At 51.3% G+C, this 22,328-nt stretch carries 20 protein-coding genes and 1 other RNA gene; 10 read left to right on the top strand and 11 right to left on the bottom strand.

Features of this window, described 5'->3' with window-relative positions; all coding sequences use genetic code 11:
- Positions 1-51 precede the first annotated feature (51 nt).
- The 8 genes from FDW92_RS12250 to FDW92_RS12215 all read right to left on the bottom strand — a co-directional run bounded on the left by FDW92_RS12250 (position 52) and on the right by FDW92_RS12215 (position 8,063).
- Positions 52-1,056, bottom strand: coding sequence for a L,D-transpeptidase family protein (locus FDW92_RS12250; protein WP_042308751.1), 1,005 nt, complete (start codon positions 1,054-1,056; stop codon positions 52-54).
- Positions 1,057-1,178: 122 nt separating this feature from the next.
- Entirely contained in the window at positions 1,179-1,595 is a 417-nt protein-coding gene (gene sufE, locus FDW92_RS12245) for a cysteine desulfuration protein SufE (RefSeq protein ID WP_042308753.1), read from the bottom strand.
- 12 nt (positions 1,596-1,607) lie between these two features.
- A complete protein-coding gene (gene sufS, locus FDW92_RS12240) occupies positions 1,608-2,828 on the bottom strand; it encodes a cysteine desulfurase SufS (protein ID WP_042308755.1) in 1,221 nt (406 codons plus the stop codon).
- Positions 2,825-4,096 (bottom strand): Fe-S cluster assembly protein SufD, encoded by a 1,272-nt coding sequence (gene sufD / locus FDW92_RS12235; protein ID WP_042308757.1) that lies wholly within the window; start codon positions 4,094-4,096, stop codon positions 2,825-2,827. The genes sufS and sufD overlap by 4 nt, the downstream gene beginning before the upstream one ends.
- A complete protein-coding gene (gene sufC, locus FDW92_RS12230) occupies positions 4,071-4,817 on the bottom strand; it encodes a Fe-S cluster assembly ATPase SufC (protein ID WP_042308758.1) in 747 nt (248 codons plus the stop codon). Before sufC ends, sufD begins: the two co-directional genes overlap by 26 nt.
- Positions 4,818-4,833: 16 nt before the next feature.
- Positions 4,834-6,321 (bottom strand): Fe-S cluster assembly protein SufB, encoded by a 1,488-nt coding sequence (gene sufB / locus FDW92_RS12225; protein ID WP_038640262.1) that lies wholly within the window; start codon positions 6,319-6,321, stop codon positions 4,834-4,836.
- Between the two features lie 8 nt (positions 6,322-6,329).
- Positions 6,330-6,698 carry a Fe-S cluster assembly scaffold SufA gene (gene sufA, locus FDW92_RS12220; RefSeq protein ID WP_042308760.1) on the bottom strand — a complete coding sequence of 123 codons (369 nt, stop codon included), beginning with the start codon at positions 6,696-6,698 and terminating at the stop codon, positions 6,330-6,332.
- A 489-nt stretch (positions 6,699-7,187) separates the two neighbouring features.
- On the bottom strand, positions 7,188-8,063 hold the full coding sequence (locus FDW92_RS12215; protein WP_042308762.1) for a LysR family transcriptional regulator: 876 nt from the start codon (positions 8,061-8,063) through the stop codon (positions 7,188-7,190).
- Positions 8,064-8,185: 122 nt separating this feature from the next.
- On the opposite strand from FDW92_RS12215, the gene FDW92_RS12210 reads away from it, so the two are divergent.
- The gene (locus FDW92_RS12210) at positions 8,186-9,037 is read left to right on the top strand and encodes a Vmh family MBL fold metallo-hydrolase (protein ID WP_042308764.1); all 852 of its coding nucleotides are present in this window, start codon (positions 8,186-8,188) and stop codon (positions 9,035-9,037) included.
- A gap of 67 nt (positions 9,038-9,104) precedes the next feature.
- Here FDW92_RS12210 and FDW92_RS12205 read toward each other — a convergent pair whose 3' ends face one another.
- The 3 genes from FDW92_RS12205 to FDW92_RS12195 all read right to left on the bottom strand — a co-directional run bounded on the left by FDW92_RS12205 (position 9,105) and on the right by FDW92_RS12195 (position 12,834).
- On the bottom strand, positions 9,105-9,293 hold the full coding sequence (locus tag FDW92_RS12205) for a YdiH family protein (protein ID WP_029139522.1): 189 nt from the start codon (positions 9,291-9,293) through the stop codon (positions 9,105-9,107).
- Positions 9,294-9,370: 77 nt separating this feature from the next.
- Positions 9,371-9,781 (bottom strand): 1,4-dihydroxy-2-naphthoyl-CoA hydrolase, encoded by a 411-nt coding sequence (gene menI, locus FDW92_RS12200; protein ID WP_042308766.1) that lies wholly within the window; start codon positions 9,779-9,781, stop codon positions 9,371-9,373.
- Positions 9,778-12,834, bottom strand: a complete 3,057-nt coding sequence (locus tag FDW92_RS12195) for an FAD-binding and (Fe-S)-binding domain-containing protein (RefSeq protein WP_042308770.1) — start codon at positions 12,832-12,834, stop codon at positions 9,778-9,780. The genes menI and FDW92_RS12195 overlap by 4 nt, the downstream gene beginning before the upstream one ends.
- A 213-nt stretch (positions 12,835-13,047) precedes the next feature.
- Here FDW92_RS12195 and ydiK point away from each other — a divergent pair, with 213 nt between their 5' ends.
- The 9 genes from ydiK to FDW92_RS12150 all read left to right on the top strand — a co-directional run bounded on the left by ydiK (position 13,048) and on the right by FDW92_RS12150 (position 22,298).
- Entirely contained in the window at positions 13,048-14,148 is a 1,101-nt protein-coding gene (gene ydiK, locus FDW92_RS12190; protein WP_042308772.1) for an AI-2E family transporter YdiK, read from the top strand.
- Between the two features lie 184 nt (positions 14,149-14,332).
- Positions 14,333-14,440: antisense sRNA RprA (rprA, locus tag FDW92_RS12185), an RNA gene on the top strand.
- Between the two features lie 158 nt (positions 14,441-14,598).
- The gene (locus FDW92_RS12180; protein ID WP_042308773.1) at positions 14,599-14,955 is read left to right on the top strand and encodes a YdiL family protein; all 357 of its coding nucleotides are present in this window, start codon (positions 14,599-14,601) and stop codon (positions 14,953-14,955) included.
- Positions 14,956-15,002: 47 nt separating this feature from the next.
- Complete coding sequence (locus FDW92_RS12175; protein ID WP_042308774.1) at positions 15,003-16,223, top strand: MFS transporter; 1,221 nt, start codon at positions 15,003-15,005, stop codon at positions 16,221-16,223.
- 238 nt (positions 16,224-16,461) lie between these two features.
- Positions 16,462-17,697, top strand: coding sequence for an MFS transporter (locus tag FDW92_RS12170; RefSeq protein WP_042308775.1), 1,236 nt, complete (start codon positions 16,462-16,464; stop codon positions 17,695-17,697).
- 21 nt (positions 17,698-17,718) lie between these two features.
- A complete protein-coding gene (gene ydiB, locus FDW92_RS12165; protein ID WP_042308776.1) occupies positions 17,719-18,585 on the top strand; it encodes a quinate/shikimate dehydrogenase in 867 nt (288 codons plus the stop codon).
- 36 nt (positions 18,586-18,621) lie between these two features.
- Positions 18,622-19,380 (top strand): type I 3-dehydroquinate dehydratase, encoded by a 759-nt coding sequence (aroD, locus tag FDW92_RS12160; RefSeq protein ID WP_042308777.1) that lies wholly within the window; start codon positions 18,622-18,624, stop codon positions 19,378-19,380.
- 157 nt (positions 19,381-19,537) lie between these two features.
- Entirely contained in the window at positions 19,538-21,133 is a 1,596-nt protein-coding gene (locus FDW92_RS12155; protein ID WP_042308778.1) for an acyl CoA:acetate/3-ketoacid CoA transferase, read from the top strand.
- Between the two features lie 13 nt (positions 21,134-21,146).
- Complete coding sequence (locus FDW92_RS12150) at positions 21,147-22,298, top strand: acyl-CoA dehydrogenase (protein ID WP_038640230.1); 1,152 nt, start codon at positions 21,147-21,149, stop codon at positions 22,296-22,298.
- Positions 22,299-22,328: the final 30 nt, after the last annotated feature.

Raw genomic sequence — 22,328 nt, 5'->3', positions numbered from 1 at the left:
AATGGCGCACATTGTGCGCCATTTTTTTTGCTCTGAATTTCTCGTTCCCTGTTATTGCGTAGCGCGTACCTCTGCATTCTCTCCCGGCACACCATTCTGCGCAGACTTCACGTCACTCCCGCTGGTAACAACCGATGCTTGCCCGGCCGTCACAGTGACCGGATAACCCGCGCGACGATACAACGCGCGTTCCACCAGGTTGTTATCCACCGCTTTGTTATCTTTAAACTGGGTAAAACCAGCTGGTAGCACATACGGCATAGTCTGGACGTTTTGTTCCTCTTCGGGCGACAACGGCCGATGCACCTCGACATAGCGCATGCCGTTCGGCTCAATCGAATATTTTATCGGCTCATTAATCACCCTGACCGGCGTTCCTGTTCGAACCTGAGCAAACAATGCCTTGATGTCCGGCGCGTTCATGCGAATACATCCCGAGCTCACTCGCAGGCCGACGCTGTCCGGCGCGCTGGTGCCATGGATCAGGTATTCACCGTTTCCATGCGCCAGACGCAATGCAAAGCGTCCTAACGGGTTATTTGGCCCGGCTGGCACAACCGGAGGCAATGTGATGCCGCGCTCCAGAGAGCGTTTACGGATGCCTGCTGTAGGGGTCCAGGTTGGATTCGGTATTTTTTGCCCTACTCGGGTTTCCATCACCGGAGTTTCCAGTCCCTGTAAACCAATACCGATCGGGAATACCTGAACGATATTCTCTCCCGGCGGGTAGTAATACAGACGTAGCTCCGCCAGGTTCACAATAATACCTTCGCGTGGCGCATCGGGCAGCAGTAGCTGCGAGGGAATAGTAATCAGGGTTCCGGGTTTGGGAACAGGGGCAATAGTATTATTCGCTTCGAGGATCAGCATTGCGGCGGTATCAAACTTACGGGCAATCGCCTGTAGGTTTTTATCGCCTTCCTGCACGGTGTAAGTTTGATTTTGCCCAACAAGACGGCTGTTCGCCTGGGGCAACGGATAATCGACCGCCCATGCGGCCTGAATAGCGCTGTAAGCGCCGATTAGCATTAAGGTAATAACAGACGCGCGTTTCATACTCACTCACCCCCCTGGCGTTCCTGCCGGACGGCGGCGAGCGCCAGATCCGGCTTACGAGTCACAGCGTTGCCTTACACGACGTTTTCAAGTCGGTCTGAACGTTGACGTGTTTTATCAGTTTAGCTAAGAGTTGCGGCTTTGGCGCGGATAGCCCGAATCATTGCCTCCAGCCCCTGTGAACGAGATGGTGTGAGATGCTGTGCGAGCGCCATTTTTTCAAACCACGGACGCACATCAAAATTCACAATATCCTGGGCCGTCATACGGTCATACAGAATGAAGACCACGGCGATAAGCCCTTTCACAATTGCCGCATCGCTGTCGCCCTGTAGTTCAATAATCCCTTCAGCATTCTGACGCATTACGATCCATACCTGACTTTGACATCCCTGAATGCTATTTTCGGGGCAGTGTTCATCGGCGTTTAATTCCGGCAAACGCTGACCCAGTTCAATGATGTACAGGTATTTCTCTTCCCAATTAGCGCAACGCAGAAAATTACGCAACAACTTTTCTTTATCCGGTAGCGCAGCCATAACGCCTCCCTGTTATCCCAGTAAGTGATGAATACGCTTGAGACCTGTCACCAGGCGATCCACTTCTTCATGGGTGTTGTACATGGCAATCGACGCCCGACACATGGCGGGAACGTTATAGTAGGCCATCAGTGGCATAGCGCAGTGATGCCCCGTCCGCACGGCGATCCCATAGTTATCGAGAAAACTCCCGACGTCATAGGCGTGATGTTTGCCGAGGTTAAAGGCAATCACCCCCAGGCGGTTATCCGGTCCGTAAAGCGTCAAATCCGGCACATCCGCCAGCTGTTCCAACGCATAGCGCATCATGAACTGTTCATATTCGCTGATTTCAGTAAGCCCCAGCGCTGAAACATACTCAATAGCGGCACCAAGCCCGATAATTCCCCCGGTGTTAGGTGTTCCGGCTTCAAAACGCCACGGCGCTTTGGCCCACGTGGTTCCCTGGCTCAGGCTCACGGTCGCAATCATCGAACCGCCGCCTTCCCATGGCGGCATTTCCTGCAGCAGCGACTCTCTGGCATACAGAACGCCAATACCGGTTGGCCCGTAGAGCTTGTGTCCGGAGAAAACATAAAAGTCGCAATCCATCGCCTGGACATCCACTTGATGATGCATAACCGCCTGTGCGCCATCCACCAGCACTTTTGCGCCGTATTGATGCGCCAGCGCAATCATCTCACCCAGCGGGTTTTCGGTACCCAGTACGTTTGAAACGTGGGTAATTGCCAGCAGTTGCGTACGCTCATCGAACAGCGCAGGCAACACTTCCAGTTGCAACGTGCCATCGGCATTAAGCGGAATGACCCGCAGTTCTGCGCCCACGCGGGCGCACAGCATTTGCCAGGGAACAATATTGGCATGGTGCTCCATTTCGCTGATGATGATGTTATCGCCAGCCCTGACATTACTGTTGCCCCAACTGTTCGCCACCAGGTTAATGCCTTCCGTGGTACCGCGAACGAACACCAGCTCTTCAGCCGAGCGGGCGTTAATAAACAGCGAGGCGAGCTTGCGCACATTCTCCATTTTTTCCGTGGCCTGCGCGCTTAGCGTATGGATACCACGGTGAACCGCCGCATAGCCGTGACGATAAAACTCGGCTTCGGCATCAATCACCTGATTAGGCTTTTGCGCGCTGGCGGCGCTGTCCAGATAAGCCAGCGGTAAACCGTTCACTTCACGCGTCAGGACCGGAAAATCAGCCCGCACTTTTTCAATGGGAAATGTCATGCTACGCCTCCCGGCAAGCGGTGAGCGATCCGCGCCAGTACCAGTTGTTTCAGCGTTTCGTCGCGCAGGGCTTCCGTTAGCTCAGCGGCAAACGCATAGAGAATCATCTGTTGAGCATCCTGCTGACCGATCCCGCGCGAACGCAGGTAGAACATTTGTTCGTCGTCAATCCGCCCTACCGTCGCCCCGTGACTGCATTTCACGTCATCGGCGTAAATTTCAAGCTGTGGTTTGGTGTCCACTTCCGCCAGTTTTCCGAGCAGTAAATTATTGTTGGTCATCTGACCGTCGGTTTTAATAGCGTGTTGAGCGACGTTGATCAGGCCATTGAACACCGCCCGCCCCTTATCGCTGACAATCGTTTTATGCAACTGGCGGCTGTTGCAATAACCTTTGTTGTGCGCAAGCCAGGTTCGGGTATCGCAGACTTCATTTTTCACCGGCATCGCCAGGCTGTTAAGGCGCAGCGTAGTATTTTCGCCATTAAGCTGGGTACTGGTGTTATGGCGTAACACTGCATCACCCAGCAAGAAACTTTGGCTGACCGCCGAGGCATCTGCACTTAACTGAATATCATTATGGGCAAAGTGGTGGCTGAGTGGATTCTCAAACGCCAGTTTAATGTGGTGCAAATGCGCATTCGCCGCGACGTTCATCGTTAAGCGCGCACCGGTAAAATGACGAAACTCGCTGAGACTGACATAATGCTCAATAACGGTGGCTTCTGCGCCTTCCGCCAGCTCCAGATGGTGGCGATAGTGCGCCGTATTTACCTCATCGCCCGTCAGTCCCTGGGTAATGTGCAGCAACAGCAGCGGTTTCGCTGGTCGCTGGTTACGCTTGACAAAAATGTGCGTTACGCTGCGGGACAGGCTTTCGGTCAGGTGCAGGAATACTTCCGGCTGGATAGCCGCAGGCAACATCTGACGCTCATCATTAACGGTAATATCAAAGCCGCTACCTTCCACGCTGTCGCTGAGTGTTGGACAAAATTGCCCGTCGACAAACACCAACCGTACCGCATCAATCGCCGGGGCTAACGCGTCACACTGGGCTGGCGTTATTGCGGAGATATTGCTAACGAACCGGCTGTTGGTTAATCCCTCCAGCGGCGTGTATTTCCAGTCCTCATGCTTACGCGTTGGCAGCCCCAGACGTAGCATCTGGTGCAGATGCTGTTGCGCATAGTGCGAACGGGTCTCCCCTTGGGTCTCAAACAGATGGTGCCACTGTTGCAGCACGTTACTGCTGTTCGCTAAGCCAGCCATATCCTTGCTCCTCCAGTTGTTTGACCAGCGTGAAATCGCCGGACTTCACAATTCGCCCCTGGTAGAGAACGTGAACATAATCGGGTTTGATATAGTCCAGGATGCGCTGATAGTGAGTGACGATAATGAATGAACGTTTCCCGTCGCGCAGCGAGTTCACGCCATCGGCGACGATTTTCAGCGCATCAATATCCAGCCCGGAATCTGATTCATCAAGAATGCACAGCTGAGGCTCCAGCACCGCCATTTGCAGAATGTCATTCCGCTTTTTCTCACCGCCAGAGAAACCGACGTTTACCGAGCGCGTCAGTAAGTCTTCCGGCATTTTCAGCAGCGCTATTTTTTCTTCCATCAGATCCTGGAAGTCGAACCTGTCCAGCGACTCCTCCCCACGATAACTGCGCACCGCATTCAGCGCCATTTGCAGGAAAAACTGATTACTAACGCCGGGAATTTCTACCGGATACTGAAATGCCATAAAGATCCCTTCACCGGCCCGATCCTCTGGCGACAGTTCCAGTAAATCCTTACCATTAAATTCAACCGTTCCGCCAGTGACTTCGTAGTCTTCACGTCCGGCGAGCGTGGCAGACAGCGTACTTTTCCCGGAACCGTTCGGCCCCATAATGGCGTGGACTTCCCCTGGGCGAATCTCAAGGCTCAACCCACGCAGGATCGCCTTATCTTCGACACTGACCTGTAAATCTTTGATGCTTAACATGTGCTTTCCTTAAATTTTAACCGACGCTGTGTTCAAGGCTGATGGCGAGAAGTTTTTGCGCTTCCACGGCAAATTCCAGCGGCAGTTCAGAGAACACGTCTTTACAGAAACCGTTGACGATCATCGAAATGGCATCCTCTTCGCTGATGCCGCGTTGCAGACAGTAAAACAGCTGGTCTTCACCAATGCGCGATGTCGTGGCTTCGTGCTCAAGTTGGGCGCTGTTGTTGCGACACTCGACATACGGGAAGGTATGCGCCCCGCAGTCCGCCCCGATCAACATGGAGTCGCATTGGGTATAGTTACGGGCGTTGGTGGCGGTCGGCATGATTTTTACCAGGCCGCGATAGCTGTTCTGACTCTGACCGGCGGAGATCCCTTTCGAGATGATGGTCGATTTGGTGTTCTTGCCAATGTGGATCATCTTGGTGCCGGTATCGGCCTGCTGGTGTCCGCTGGTCAGCGCGACGGAGTAGAATTCGCCGATGGAGTTATCGCCGCGCAGGATGCAGCTTGGGTATTTCCAGGTAATGGCCGAGCCGGTTTCCGATTGCGTCCACGACATTTTGCTGTTTTCGCCTTCGCACAGCGCACGCTTGGTGACAAAGTTCAAAATGCCACCGGTATTACCATCACCGGGGAACCAGTTTTGCACCGTCGAGTATTTCACTTCAGCATCTTTGTGGATGATGACTTCCACTACCGCCGCATGCAGCTGGTAGCTGTCGCGTACCGGAGCTGAACAACCTTCGATATAACTGACGTAGCTGCCCTCATCCGCAATCAGAATAGTGCGTTCAAACTGCCCGGTCTTTTCGGCATTAATCCGGAAGTAGGTCGAGAGTTCCATGGGACAACGCACGCCTTTCGGCACATAAATAAAGGTGCCATCAGATGCCACTGCGGCATTTAGCGCGGCGAAGAAATTATCATTACCCGGAACGACGGTTCCCAGATACTGTTTCACCAGCTCGGGATGGTCATGAATCGCCTCGCCGAACGAACAGAAAATAATGCCCTGTTCCGCCAGCTTGTCACGGTAGGTTGTCGCCACCGACACCGAGTCAAAAATGGCATCAACCGCTACCTCTTTTCCTTCACGGACCGGTACGCCAAGCTGCGCAAACGCGTCTTCTACCTCTTTGCTTAAAAAAGCATTCGCCCCCGTTTGCTGAACAGCCCCTGGTTCAGAAGCACAGGTTTCATCACAATTGCCACAGGACGGCGCAGAGTAATAGCTGTAATCCTGATAATTCAGCTTGTCGTAGTGCGCTTTGAGCCAGTGCGGCTCTTCCATGGTGAGCCAAGCGTTAAAGGCATTCAGGCGAAACTCCAGCATCCAGTCGGGTTCATTACGTTTTGCCGAAATCGCGCGCACAACGTCTTCATTGATCCCTTTTGCCAGCTCATCGGTTTGCAGTTGGGTGAAGAAGCCCTCTTTATAATTGAGGTGCCCGCCAGCCCAAGTGTTGACATCATCAGTTGCTTCAGTATTACGAGACATAGTACCGCCTATACCCCAAAACTTTCGCCACAGCCGCATTCGTTCTGGGCTTTCGGGTTATGAAATTTAAATAACTGATTTAATCCTTCGCGAACGAAATCGACTTCCGTCCCGTCGATAAACGGCATAGCCTGTAACGGCACATAAAGTCTGGCGCCTTCCGTTTCAAACAGCAGATCGTCTTTTTCCGGCTCACGGACGGTGTCCAGCACGTAGCCGAATCCCGCGCATCCGGTTTGTTTCACACCTAAACGCACGCCCAACATGTCGGGTTGTTTTGCCACCAGTTCACGGATGTGCGCCGCAGCTGCCGGTGTTAACGTCAAACCACGCCATGCGAAATCGTCTGGGTTAAATGTTCCTGAATGCAATTCCATAGGGTTACCTCGAGTCATTAGCTTTCAAGCTATAACACCATGTTAGTGATAATGATTATCACTTCAACCCCTCAACAGCAGGGGCATTCGGGTTAATCGCCCTTTTTGGCTACTTTTAATAAGCATAGACCCTGCAGCGCGGGTTATCAGAGATGGATTATTTTGTTCAATGCTTTGATTAATAATGGATTATGAAAATCCAATCGTTCAGGCAGGTCAAACATCAAAAGATGTATAGATAATGTCTATTTAAGGAATAGGTCTGAGTTTTTACAGAGATGAAAACGGTTCAAAAAGCATGCAAATAACAAAAAACCCTTAAGTCTGCTTGCTGGCAGGCTTAAGGGTTCCGGCCCCATCCGGCGCTTATCTCCGGCACTCGCAATGGCTTAGCTCTTGAAGGGGCATAAGAATAATCTCACTCCCGGATAAGTTTTGTTTAACACAAATTGCGGTTTGATTATTTTTTGAACGCAGTCAAGGACATAATTAGCGCGTAGTTTCACTAATTGCATCTAACAACAGGCGTAACCCAGCTGGCTGATGCTCACGAGAAAGATACAACCCGTATATTGGCAGGCGTTTAGGCTGCAGCTCTGGCAGTAACCGAACTAACTTTCCCTGCGCCAACCCTTCTCGCGCTTCCGGCTCCGGTACCAGCGCAATGCCCATACCCGCCAGCGCCGACTCACAGAGCAGCGAAGAGATCCCGGCGCTCAAATTCCCTTTAATTGCAACAGAAACCGTCTGCCCTTGTGCATCGAGAAAGTGCCAGGATTTTCCGGCAAAGCCGCTGTAATAGAGGCAGTTATGCTGCGTAAGATCGTCGAGAGTATCAGGAGTGCCATGTTGGTGCAGATAATCGACAGACGCACACAGCACGGATTCACAGTCCCCCAATCGACGGGCGATGGTCCCTGGCTCGGGGTTATCCGTAATGCGGATCGCCACATCGATGCGTTCCCCAACAAGACTTACCGGCTGATTATTGATCTCAACTTCAATACGCAGCTGCGGATACCGCGCCATAAACGTTGGCAGAACCGGAGCAAGAATATGTATCGCGGTATAATGCGCGCACGCGACACGTAGCGTACCAGAAGGTATTTGCGCGGCACTGGCGGCAGCAATATCCAGTGAAAGTTGCGCCAGAGAACGCGTTTTCACTAACGCCTCTTCTCCCGCTGGCGTGATCGTCAGGCGACGCGACGACCGGTGGATAAGCCTTGCCCCCGCCCATTTTTCCATTTCGTCGAGGTAACGACTCACCATCGGTCTGGAAAGCCCCAGCGCACGCGCGGCGGCGCTTAAGCTACCCAAATCACAGATATGGTTAAATACCGTTGCCGCCATCACCCTGTCCATAGCAACCCATCCGATCGTTTTAAGAAACTCAGCATACCCTGATACAGGAATTCTAACAGATGCAAATTTCCTTAAAATACGTGAACTATCAAAAGACAATTTCCTGCATAAGGTTACCTGGTATGAAAGTTAAAACTCTGGCCTTGCTGTTACCTCTGTTCTCCTCTTCTGTCTTCGCCGCTCCGTTACAACTGGACGTCTATAACCCGCAGGATAAGGCTATTTTCCCGGTCTCCTCGACGCTGGTTTCGGGACCGAAAGAGGCGATTTTGTTTGACGCGCAGTTCAGCACCAAAGATGGCGAACAACTGGTACAGATGATTCACGCCAGCGGTAAAACGCTTAAAGCCATCGTAATCACCTCCGGCGACCCGGATTTCTACTTTGGTCTGCAGCCCATCGTCAGCGCCTTCCCGCAGGTAAAAGTGCTGGCAACACCGCATGTGGTAGAGCACATCCGCGCCACGAAAGAGGCCAAACTGCAGTTCTGGGGGCCGCAAATGAAGGACGGCGCGCCAACCTCACTCACCGTGCCGCAAGCCACCACACAAACGCATTTCACAGTTGATGGCGAAACGCTGGAGCTACGCCATCCCAACGATTATGCGGCGTATGTCTGGATCCCTGCGAACCGCGCAATCATTGGTGGTACCGGCGTGGCTTCGGGTATTCATGTGTGGACGGCGGATACGCAGTCTGCTGAACAGCGTTCCGCGTGGCGCAATGTGTTAAGCGAGATGCAGAACTTACAGCCTGCTCAGGTGGTCCCGGGGCATTACATTGGCGAACGCCCGACAGACGATAAAGCGATTCGCTTCACCCGGGACTATTTGCAGTCATTTGAGCAGGCGTTAAGCGCGAATAAAGGATCAGCTTACGTGATTAAAACCATGACGGCGGCATGGCCAGGTCTGGCGGATGCCAGCTCTCTGGAGCTAAGTGCGAAGGTTAATACCGGTGAGATGAAGTGGTAAACAAGATTTAACGCTAAAAATAACCCCGAACGCATGTCGGGGTTTCATTACGATAAGCATACCGGAATCAATGAACGCCCATGCGCCAGGCAAAATAGATCTCTTCTTTCAGTTCAGTTGAAGAGAGCGTCAATAAATCCGCAAACTCCAGCTCAAGTTGTTTCAATCTTTTCAGGTACTGAGCTGGTGAAAGATCGGTTTTATCACGACGTAAAAACTCTATTGCCAGTTGGGCCGGGTCTAATTGGGTAGACATATCATCCTCGCTTGTGTTCAAAACCTGCACAGTATAACACCATTCGCTGTGCAGATAATGACCAAAAGCAATATGCATCACAAAATTGCGGTCGTCAGACGCGATGTGCAGCACAACCGCCCTTGCTCATCGAAGATTTCGATTTGCCATACCTGATGGCGAGAGCCGGTATGGATCGCGCTACACACGCCTCTGACACGCCCTTCCCGCGCAGATCGAACATGGTTGGCATTAACCTCAAGACCCACAACTTTTTGCTCCCCCTGAGTGCACAGGTAGCCAGCCACCGAACCGATGCTTTCCGCCAACACCACCGACGCACCGCCATGTAGTAAACCAAAAGGTTGTTTGGTGCGATGGTCCACCGGCATAGTGGCTTCCAGGGTATCGTCGCCAATATGTTCAAAGCGAATGTCGAGCAACCCCACCATATTTCCTTCACCCATGGCATTTAGCGCCTCAAGAGTGACTTCACGTTTCCAGATCATCCTATAATCTCCAGCAGTGCCTGTAATGGATGGCGAACGCCCGTGCCTTCAACGCGTTTAACCTGGCTACGACAGGAATATCCGGTAGCCAGACACCGATTTCGCGGCAGTCGTTGCAACGCCTGGTGCCATGATAGCTCATAGATCCCCAGCGAGTTCTGGTGATTTTTAACTTCGTGCCCATAAGTGCCAGCCATGCCGCAGCATCCTACACTGACGTTCTCCAGCCTGGCGCCAAAACGGGCAAAAATAGCCGCCCACTGCGCAGGCGCGCCCGGCAGGGCCGTCACTTCGGTACAATGTCCAAAGAAATACCACGCCTCACCGGCAACAGCGACTGGCTGCTGTGACGCCACAACGGTTGATAACCATTCGTTGACCAGCAATACGTGGAAATCCCCCCGCTGTTCTCCGAGCGCCAACTTGTATTCATCGCGATAACAGAGCACCAGCGCCGGATCGACGCCCACCATCGGAATGTTCAGTTTCGCCACCCGGTTGAGAAACTCGGATGTCTTTTTCGCTGTTTTGGCAAAACGGTTTAAAAAGCCTTTAATGTGCTGCGCTTTGCCGTTTGGCGAGAACGGCAGCAGTACCGGCTGTAAGCCCAGTTTTTCTACCAGACGGATAAAATCAGCCACCACCTGCGCATCGTAATAGCTGGTGAACGGATCCTGTACCACCAGCACCGTGCGGGCTTTTTGCTCAGGGCTGAGTAATTCGAGCTGCTCCAGCGTCATGTTGGCAGAACGATGACCAACCAACTGACGTTGCAGCGACGGCGCAGACAACAACGGTAAATCCACCATACCGATGTGCTTTTTAGCCAGATTACGCACCAGCGGCTGATTGATGAAAAAGTTAAACGTTTTGGGGGCTCGCGCCATGAGCGGCGCATAGCTCTCGACGGTCGCCACCATATGATCGCGCAACGGTCGCAGATAACGCGTGTGATACAGTTGCAGGAAGCGCGAGCGGAACTCCGGTACATCAATTTTAATGGGGCACTGCGTAGAACAGGCTTTACACGCCAGACAGCCAGACATCGCCTCTTTAACTTCATGCGAGAAATCGTATTCGCCTTTGCGGGCATGCCAACTATTGCGGGTGCGGGCAATCAGCGTGCGTAAACTGGCGCGTTTTTCCGGTAGCTCTTTTTCCAGCTGAACTGGGTCAATTCCGCGATCGGCCAACAAACGCAGCCATTCACGTACCAGCGTGGCACGGCCTTTCGGCGAGTGGATACGGTTGAGGCTGATTTTCATCGACGGGCACATGGGGCTTTTCGCATCAAAGTTAAAGCATAACCCGTTGCCGTTACACTCCATTGCCCCGCGCCACTCTTGCCGCACCGCCAGTGGGATCTGTCGGTCGTAAGTCCCGCGCTTGACGGCATCCACTTTCATCATCGGCGCGTCAACGTCTTCCGGTGGACAGATTTTCCCCGGGTTCAGTCGGTTTTGCGGATCAAATACCGACTTCACTTTGCGCAATTCGCGATACAGTTCCTCTCCGAAGAACGCCGGACTGTATTCTGCACGAAAACCTTTCCCGTGCTCGCCCCACAGCAGACCGCCATATTTTGCCGTCAGCGCGACAACATCGTCAGAAATGCGTTTCATCAGCACTTCCTGCTGCGGGTCGCACATATCCAGCGCCGGCCTGACGTGCAGCACCCCGGCATCCACGTGACCAAACATGCCATAACTCAGACCGTGGCTGTCGAGCAGAGCACGGAACTCGGCAATATAGTCCGCCAGATGCTCCGGCGGAACGCAGGTATCTTCGGCGAACGGAATCGGCTTCGCGGCACCTTTCGCATTCCCCAGCAAACCAACGGCTTTTTTACGCATGGCGTAAATACGCTCCACGCCCGCGAGTTCAGTACACAGTTGCCAACCAATGACACCGGCTTCCTGACGGGCAATTAACCCATCCAGACGTTCACACAGCGCACTAACCTGAGCATCGATCAATGCTTCATCGTCACCCGCAAATTCGACGATATTCAGGCCCAACATTTCTTTATCCGGCACATCGGTAATCAATTCACTTACCGAATGCCAGACGATATCTTCCCGCGCCAGATTAAGCACTTTGGAGTCAACGGTTTCAACCGACAGTGCGCGCGCCTCCACCATGACCGGGGCGTTACGCAATGCTGAATCAAACGAATCATACTTGACGTTGACCAACTGCCTGACTTTGGGCAACGGCGTGATATCCAGGCGGGCTTCGGTAATAAACGCCAGCGTACCTTCAGAGCCGGTAAGAATGCGGGTTAAATCAAACTCGGTCATCTCGTCGTTGAAGACGTGCCGGAGATCGTAACCGGTTAAGAAGCGATTGAGTTTGGGGAATTTATCAAGAATAAGCTGCCGGTTCTCACGACACCGCTCATACACCGTCTTATAGATGCGACCAATAGTGGTATTGCTCTTGCCCAGCGTTTGGGCGAGTTCGACCGGCATTGGCTGAGTATCAAGAATATCGCCGCCCATCAGCACCGCGCGGATACCCAGCACGTGATCGGAGGTTTTACCGTAAACCAACGAACCTTGTCCGGATGCGTCGGTATTGATCATCCCGCCCAGCGTTGCCCGGTTACTGGTGGATAATTCCGGGGCAAAGAAATAGCCATAAGGCTTCAGAAACTGGTTGAGCTGATCTTTGATTACCCCAGCTTCGACCCGCACCCAACCTTCCTGAGGGTTGATTTCAATAATGCGACTCATATAGCGGGACATATCAACAATAATGCCCTGATTCAGCGCCTGACCGTTCGTGCCGGTTCCGCCGCCGCGCGGGGTAAAAATTAACGACGAAAAAAGAGGTTCAGCCGCCAGACGAGCGATCAGCGCCACATCTGCCGTTGAACGCGGGAAAACCACAGCATCAGGAAGCAGCTGATAGATACTGTTATCCGTCGACATTGTCAGCCGATCGGCATAGCTCGTTGCCGTATCGCCCGTGAATCCTTGCTGCTCCAGCGCCTGCAAAAAATTGAGCACCAGTTGAACGACACCTGGCGCCTGAGAAATTTGTGGAATCATTATAGTGACCCTTTCCTGCGGTCTGTGTTGTGAATTTAATCGTTTGCGTGTTGCTTTGCTTGTTGTATCACATTTTTTTCTAATACGCTCAGCAGATTTACAGGCAGAATCCGCCTGTTCAAAACCGCTGAAATTGCTCATCATTACAGGGTGTGATTTAAGTGTTCACGTCGCGTCAACGTTCTGACGCAAAGACAAAGGTGAAAAGTATTTATGGTAAATTTTCGTCAGCCCAGGGATATTGCACAAGTGCTGCTAACGGTGCTGTTTTTAGCCATCATGATTGTGGCCTGTCTCTGGATTGTGCAGCCCTTTATCCTTGGTTTTGCATGGGCGGGTACGGTGGTCATCGCAACCTGGCCTATCCTGTTACGCTTGCAAAAACTACTGTGGGGACGCCGTTCACTGGCGGTGCTGGTAATGACCCTGCTGTTGGTACTGTTGTTCATCATTCCTATCGCGCTGCTGGTTAATAGCATTGTTGATGGCAGCGGACCGTTGATCCATGCCGTCACCGCTGGCGATATGACGCTGCCGGATCTGGCGTGGTTGAACAGTATTCCGTTGGTGGGAGCCAAAATGTATGGCGCATGGCACAGCCTGCTGGATATGGGCGGCGCGGCCATTATGGCCAAAGTTCGGCCTTATATTGGCGCCACAACCACCTGGTTTGTCGGTCAGGCTGCGCATATTGGCCGCTTTATGATGCATTGTGGCCTGATGCTGCTGTTCAGCGCCCTGCTGTACTGGCGTGGTGAGCAGGTGGCGTTAGGGATCCGTCATTTCGCGTGTCGTCTGGCATCCAAACGCGGTGATGCCGCCATTCTGCTGGCGGCGCAGGCCATTCGTGCTGTTGCGTTAGGTGTTGTGGTTACGGCTCTGGTGCAGGCGGTCCTCGGCGGCATTGGTCTGGCGGTAACCGGCGTGCCGTATGCGACGCTGCTGGCAGTATTAATGATCCTCTCCTGCCTGGTACAACTGGGGCCGCTACCGGTGCTGGTCCCGGCCATTATCTGGCTGTACTGGACCGGAGATTCAACCTGGGGCACCGTACTGCTGGTGTGGAGCGGCGTAGTTGGAACGCTGGATAACGTCATTCGCCCAATGCTGATTCGTATGGGGGCCGATTTGCCGCTGATCCTTATCCTTTCCGGAGTCATCGGCGGATTAATCGCATTCGGCATGATTGGTCTGTTTATCGGCCCGGTAGTCCTGGCCGTGTCCTGGCGTCTGTTCTCAGCCTGGGTAAATGAAGCTCCTGCGCCGGGGAGCGATCCAGATGAACTCCTCGCCGAAATAGAAAGCAACAAGTAACCCAACGTCAGGCGGCATTGTCGCCTGATTGTTTAGCAGTGTTAATCTATTTCACCCTGGTACTGAGTTAAACCGAACGGTACCCTCCCCGAAGCACTCATTTATGTCGCAAATTCTTTACAGTTTTTAAACTATTGAGATGAATCTGATCGACGCGAAAAATCTGTATGCCTACTATTAGCTCAAGGCTGTAGATCAACACATTGATTTATAAGCATGGAATTCCCCTGAGTGAAACAACGAATTGCTGTGTGTAGTCTTTGCCCATCTCCCACGATGGGCTTTTTTTTGTCCTTCACACGCCTCTCCACTCGGCTGGTTGTAAAACACAGCACCTCTTCCCCGCTATCCAACAAATAATATTGCACAAAATACTGTGACTCTCTTCAAGCCGAAATATCCACAGCAATGTTATTACTATTCCACCGTCTTTTATGAGGTAATCAAATAATGAACGCATTAGAACTGCAGGCTATCCGCCATATTTTTGCTATGACGGTGGAGGAAAGCGCTATGTATATCTCGCGTGATAATAATGTTGTCGTATGGCAGCAATGGGAAAATGGCGAAAAGGAAATCCCGGAGGACATCGCACACATTTGTCAAGAAATGAAAGCCAGGCGGAAAGTAAGAATTAATGCAGTTATCGACAAAATAAACAATCGTATCGGTAATAACACCATGCGTTTTTTCCCCGACCTGAACTCATTTCAGGCGGTTTATCATCACAACGATTTCCTCGACTGGAAAATCTATCAATCGGCTGCTGTTGAACTCTATGCTCACGACCTCGAGCGTTTGTGTTAAGTGTTACAACGCCATACCGATTTAGCCTATTCGCTGAGTAACATATTATGAAAAACACCTATTTCTCCACTGCGATAGGGCTGTACTTTAATTACCTGGTCCACGGCATGGGGGTCATCCTGATAAGCCTCAATATGTCTTCACTGGAACACCAGTGGCAAACCAATGCCGCGGGTGTCTCGATTGTTATTTCCTCACTGGGCATCGGTCGTTTAAGTGTCTTATTAATGGCAGGCATGCTCTCCGATCGCTATGGCCGCCGACCGTTTATTATTTTCGGCATGATCTGCTACCTGATTTTCTTTGTTGGCATCATCAATACTCATAGCATTTTTATCGCCTATGCATTTGGCTTTCTGGCGGGAATGGCCAATAGTTTTCTCGATGCCGGAACCTATCCCAGCCTGATGGAGGCGTTTCCCCGCTCACCCAGTACAGCCAATATATTAATAAAAGCCTTCGTCTCCAGCGGCCAGTTTCTGCTTCCCATGATTATTAGTTTGTTGGTGTGGGCCGAGCTTTGGTTTGGCTGGTCCTTTCTGCTGGCGGCAGCCATTATGATACTCAACGGCGTGTTTTTGTTTCGCTGTCGTTTCCCGACGCATCCAGGGCGTCAAACCTCCACCAGGGCATTACCTGCTCAACGGGAAATCCACCAATCTGAACATCGTTGCTCGATTCTCGATCTTGCCAGTTACACCCTGTATGGCTACATCGCCATGGCGACATTTTATCTGGTAAGCCAGTGGCTGGCGCAGTACGGACAGTTTGTCGCTGGCATGTCCTATACGTTATCTATCAAATTGTTAAGCATTTACACCTGCGGCTCTTTGTTGTGTGTATTGATTACTGCGCCACTGGCGCGCAAAGCGGAACGCGCGACATCGTTGTTGATGCTGTACACATTTATTTCATTTATTGCGCTGCTGATAGTTTGCCTGCATCCGACACCCTACGTGGTTATCGCGTTTGCGTTTGTCATTGGGTTTTCTTCAGCCGGAGGCGTGGTGCAAATCGGTTTAACACTGATGGCGGCACGCTTTCCATATGCGAAGGGTAAAGCGACCGGCATTTACTACAGCGCAGGCAGCATTGCGACTTTCACCATTCCGCTGATTACAGCCAGGATCTCAGAGACCAGCATTGCTCATATCATGTGGTTTGATACTGGTATAGCCGCTGTCGGTTTTCTGTTGGCTCTGTTTATTGGTTATCGCAGCCGCAGCGCCTTAAAGCATCAACTAAAAATGGCGACGGTCGCAAAATAATGGAGATGCAATATTGTTCCTCTCCTCTGCAACATAATTGACTGCACTATTAAAATATCAGCAAAAATTCATCAGGAAGAATTAAATTCACAGTTTACGATGCAAAATACCTGGTAAGTTAAACGCCATGCTATGTAGGTTCTATGACTACTGAACGGTATATTAATCACAAGGTCGCCGAAATTTAAAAATATCGACAAGTACGGAACAATTTTAAAATCCGCAAGGAGTTGTGAAAATGTCTCAAAATAAGACCTTTAACACGCCATTTCTTCTGGCGATAACCTGTATTTATTTAAGTTATTTCCTACACGGTATTAGCGTCATTACGCTGGCGCAAAATATGACGTCTCTCGCAGAAAAATTCTCCACAGACAATGCCGGGATTGCCTATTTAATTTCTGGCATTGGTCTGGGACGACTGGTGAGCATTTTATTCTTTGGGGTGCTCTCAGATAAGTTTGGTCGCAAGGCGATTATCCTGCTAGGCGCTATTCTGTATATGCTGTTCTTCTTCGGCATTCCCGCTAGTCCTAATCTGATGATTGCCTTTATTCTGGCCGTTTGCGTTGGTGTGGCTAACTCGGCGCTGGATACCGGCGGCTATCCGGCGTTAATGGAATGCTTCCCCAAAGCATCAGGATCGGCGGTTATCCTGGTTAAAGCGATGGTCTCGTTCGGACAGATGATCTACCCCATTGTCGTCAGCACCATGCTGCTCAACCATATCTGGTACGGCTATGCGGTCGTTATTCCAGGAGTACTGTTCGTCGCTATCACCCTGATGCTGTTAAAAAGCCGCTTTCCCAGCCAGATGGTGGATGCCGGTATCGCCAAAGAGCTGCCACAGATGCACAGCAAACCATTGGTTTGGCTGGAAGGTGTCGCTTCCGTGATGTTTGGTGTCGCGGCGTTTTCAACCTTTTACGTCATCGTGGTCTGGATGCCGAAATACGCAATGGCATTTGCCGGCATGGCGGAAGCCGACGCCCTGAAAACCATCTCTTACTACAGTATGGGTTCGTTGGTCTGCGTATTTATTTTTGCCGCCCTGCTGAAGAAAATGGTTCGACCGATATGGGCAAATGTGTTTAACGCCGGGCTGGCAACCATCACCGCAGCGGTCATCTATTTATATCCCTCTCCGCTGGTGTGTAACGCCGGTTCATTTCTGATTGGGTTCTCTGCCGCTGGCGGTATTTTACAGCTTGGCGTCTCAGTGATGTCAGAGTTTTTCCCCAGGAGTAAAGCCAAAGTCACCAGCGTTTATATGATGATGGGTGGCGTAGCCAATTTTATTATCCCACTAATCACCGGATACCTTTCTAACATTGGCCTGCAGTACATCATTTTGCTGGACTTTGCATTTGCTCTGCTGGCCTTCATCACCGCCATCATCGTCTTTATTCGTTACTACCGCGTATTTGCTATCCCCAAAAATGATGTGCGGTTGGGCGAGCGTTATTTTCAATAAATTGTTTAGAAGGAGTATCAAATGGACGTAACTGCTAAATATGAACTGATTGGTTTAATGGCCTACCCTATCAGACATAGTCTGTCACCAGAAATGCAAAACAAGGCATTAGAAAAAGCGGGACTACCTTTTACCTACATGGCATTTGAAGTCGATAACTCAACGTTTGCTAACGCGATTGCCGGCTTAAAAGCCTTAAAAATGCGCGGCACCGGGGTTTCAATGCCCAACAAGCAACTGGCCTGTGAATATGTTGATGAATTGACCCCTGCAGCCAAACTGGTCGGCGCGATTAATACCATCGTTAATGATGATGGTTACCTGCGCGGTTACAATACTGATGGTACCGGTCATATTCGCGCCATTAAAGAAAGCGGCTTCGATATTAAAGGTAAAACCATGGTACTGTTGGGCGCAGGTGGCGCGTCTACGGCTATTGGCGCGCAGGCGGCGATTGAAGGCATCAAAGAAATTAAGCTGTTTAACCGTAAAGATGAGTTCTTTGCTAAAGCGCAGGCATTCGCCAAACGCGTTAATGAAAACACCGATTGCGTTGTGACCGTTATCGATCTCGCCGATCGACAGGCTTTTGCTGACGCGTTGGCCAGCGCGGATATTTTGACCAACGGCACAAAAGTCGGCATGAAGCCGCTGGAAAACGAATCTCTCGTGACCGACGTTTCCCTGCTGCGCCCGGACCTGCTGGTAACCGAATGCGTTTATAATCCGCATATGACCAAATTATTGCAACAGGCGCAACTTGCGGGTTGCAAAACAATTGATGGTTACGGCATGTTGTTATGGCAAGGGGCTGAACAATTCAAACTCTGGACCGGGAAAGATTTCCCACTGGAGTATGTGAAACAGGTTATGGGTTTTGCAGCCTGACGGGCACGCATTTGTAATATATTTAAAGGGTAATCAATGAAAACCGTAACCGTAAGAAACCTCGTCATTGGCGAGGGTGCGCCGAAGATCATTGTCTCGCTGATGGGTAAAGACATCCCCACGGTAAAAAGCGAAGCGCTGGCCTATCGCGAAGCGGATTTCGACATTCTGGAATGGCGCGTTGACCATTTCAGCGATGTCTCTTCCACAGATGCCGTGCTGGAAGCGACTCGCACCATCCGCGATGTGATAGCGGACAAACCGCTACTTTTCACTTTCCGCAGCGCCAAAGAAGGCGGTGAACAGGCACTGTCTGTCGAAAGCTATATTGCACTTAACCGTGCAGCAGTAGACAGCGGTCTGGTGGATATGATCGACCTGGAACTTTTCACCGGTGATGAGCAGGTTAGAGCGACCGTCGAACATGCCCACGCGAAAAATGTCAGCGTGATTATGTCGAATCATGATTTCCATAAGACGCCAGCCGCGGAGGAGATCATCCAGCGTCTGCGTAAAATGCAGGAACTTGGCGCGGATATTCCTAAAATCGCCCTGATGCCGCAAAATAAAACGGATGTGCTGACATTGTTGGGCGCTACGCTGGAAATGCATGAGCGCTATGCGGACCGGCCGATAATTACCATGTCGATGGCTAAAACTGGGGTGATTTCACGTCTCTCCGGCGAGGTTTTCGGTTCAGCAGCCACCTTTGGAGCAGTGAAAAAAGCGTCTGCCCCGGGACAAATTTCGGTCGCCGATCTACGTACTGTATTAACGATATTGCATCAGGCTTAATAACAGAATATATCCACATTACGATTAGCAATGCCCTGCCCCAGATATTCGCTTAACCACGAATATCTGGCTGGCAGCTAAGCCTGATTAAATTAACTCACAATATTATTGTCGACTATAACGACAGGTAGTCGCACGCATATAATCTGGAGTTCATATGAAATTTCCGAGACCAAACCGTATCGATGGTCGGGTACCCGTATTATCCGCAGCAGAAGCCATTAATTATATTCCTGATGAAGCAACACTTTGTGTATTAGGCGCAGGTGGCGGTATTCTTGAAGCAACCACATTAATTAATGCATTGGCAGAAAAATACAAAAACACGCAATCACCACGTAATTTATCATTAATTAGCCCAACGGGATTGGGTGACCGTGCCGACCGCGGAATCAGCCCGCTGGCGCAGGAAGGTTTAGTCAAATGGGCGCTCTGCGGCCACTGGGGGCAATCGCCACGAATCTCCGACCTGGCGGAGCAGAATAAAATCGCTGCCTATAACTATCCTCAGGGCGTATTGACCCAAGCTCTGCGAGCATCAGCAGCCCACCAGCCTGGCATTCTGAGTGACATCGGTATCGGTACGTTTGTCGATCCTCGCCAGCAGGGCGGCAAACTGAATGAGGTGACGACCGAAGATCTGATCAAAGTGGTGGAAATCGATAACAAAGAGTACCTCTATTACAAAGCCATTGCGCCAAACATCGCTTTTATTCGCGCGACTACCTGCGATAGCGAAGGCTACGCCACCTTTGAAGATGAAGTGATGTATCTCGATGCGCTGGTGATTGCCCAGGCCGTACACAACAACGGCGGGATCGTCATGATGCAGGTGCAAAAAATGGTGAAGAAAGCCACTTTGCATCCGAAAGCGGTGCGTATCCCGGGCTATCTGGTCGATATTGTGGTCATCGACCCCGACCAAACGCAACTGTACGGTGGCGCGCCGGTTAACCGTTTTATTTCCGGCGATTTTGTCCTTGATGACAGCCAGCAAATTGCCCTGCCGCTTAACCAGCGTAAACTGGTGGCCAGACGCGCGCTGTTCGAAATGCGTAAAGGCGCAGTCGGCAACGTTGGCGTGGGCATCGCCGACGGGATTGGCCTTGTCGCCCGCGAAGAAGGTTGTGCCGACGATTTTATTCTGACGGTCGAAACCGGCCCGATTGGCGGCATTACGTCTCAGGGCATCGCTTTTGGCGCCAACGTTAACACCCGCGCCATTCTGGATATGACCTCCCAGTTTGACTTCTACCACGGCGGCGGGCTGGATGTGTGTTATTTAAGTTTTGCTGAAGTGGATCGGCACGGCAACGTCGGCGTACATAAATTCAATGGCAAAATTATGGGCACCGGCGGTTTTATCGATATTAGCGCCACCTCCAAGAAAATTATTTTCTGCGGCACGTTAACTGCCGGAAGTTTGAAAACGGAAGTTGCCGATGGCAAGTTAAATATCATGCAGGAAGGTCGGGTGAAAAAATTCGTTAACGAATTACCTGAAGTGACGTTCAGCGGGAAAATTGCCCTTGAGCGTGGTCTCGATGTGCGCTACATCACCGAACGCGCTGTATTTACGCTAAAAGAAGATGGCCTCCATTTAGTTGAAATTGCGCCAGGAGTCTCTTTGCAGGAAGACATTCTCGACAAAATGGACTTCACGCCGATTATTTCCCCAGACCTGAAATTGATGGACGAAAGATTATTTATCGATGCCTCGATGGGCTTTGTATTACCCGACGCAGCCAATTAAAAGGAGTACCCTGATGGACTTTTCATTAACTGAAGAACAAGAACTGTTGCTTGCCAGCATTCGCGAGCTGATTACCAGCAATTTCCCGGAGGAGTATTTCCGCACCTGCGATCAGACGGCGACTTATCCGAAGGAATTTATGCGAGCCCTTGCGGACAACGGCATTTCGATGCTGGGCGTTCCGGAAGAGTTTGGCGGCATCCCGGCTGATTACGTCACCCAGATGCTGGCGCTGATGGAAGTGTCAAAATGTGGCGCGCCCGCATTTTTGATCACCAACGGTCAGTGCATCCACAGTATGCGACGTTTTGGTTCCGCCGAGCAGTTGCGTAAAACAGCAGAAAGCACCATGGAAACGGGCGATCCGGCGTATGCGCTGGCATTAACCGAACCGGGAGCAGGCTCCGATAATAATAGTGCCACCACCAGCTACACCCGCAAAAATGGCAAGGTGTATCTCAACGGGCAAAAAACATTTATCACCGGCGCTAAAGAGTATCCGTACATGCTGGTCCTGGCTCGCGACCCGGAGCCGAAAGATCCGAAGAAAGCCTTTACGCTGTGGTGGGTGGATTCTAAGAAACCGGGCATTAAGGTTAACCCACTGCATAAAATCGGCTGGCACATGTTAAGCACCTGCGAAGTCTATCTTGATAACGTTGAAGTGGACGAAAGCGATATGGTCGGCGAAGAAGGCATGGGCTTCCTCAATGTAATGTACAACTTTGAAATGGAACGCCTGATTAACGCCGCGCGCAGCACGGGCTTTGCCGAATGCGCCTTCGAAGATGCCGCCCGCTACGCTAACCAGCGCATCGCATTTGGTAAGCCGATTGGTCATAACCAAATGATCCAGGAAAAACTGGCGCTGATGGCAATAAAAATCGAAAACATGCGCAATATGGTGCTGAAGGTCGCCTGGCAGGCCGATCAGGAACAGTCGCTGCGAACCAGTGCGGCACTGGCAAAACTGTATTGCGCACGTACGGCAATGGAAGTGATTGACGACGCGATTCAGATCATGGGCGGACTAGGTTACACCGATGAAGCACGCGTATCCCGATTCTGGCGCGATGTCCGCTGTGAGCGGATTGGCGGTGGTACCGATGAAATCATGATTTACGTCGCGGGTCGCCAAATCCTGAAAGATTATCAAAATAAGTAAGCGGTATAACTGACCGGATAGCGCAGATGC

Source organism: Citrobacter sp. wls706, from assembly GCF_005281305.1.
GTDB classification, from domain to species: domain Bacteria; phylum Pseudomonadota; class Gammaproteobacteria; order Enterobacterales; family Enterobacteriaceae; genus Citrobacter; species Citrobacter werkmanii.
The sequence above is the reverse complement of the archived record's forward strand: the minus strand, read 5'-3'. Positions and strand labels throughout refer to the sequence as shown.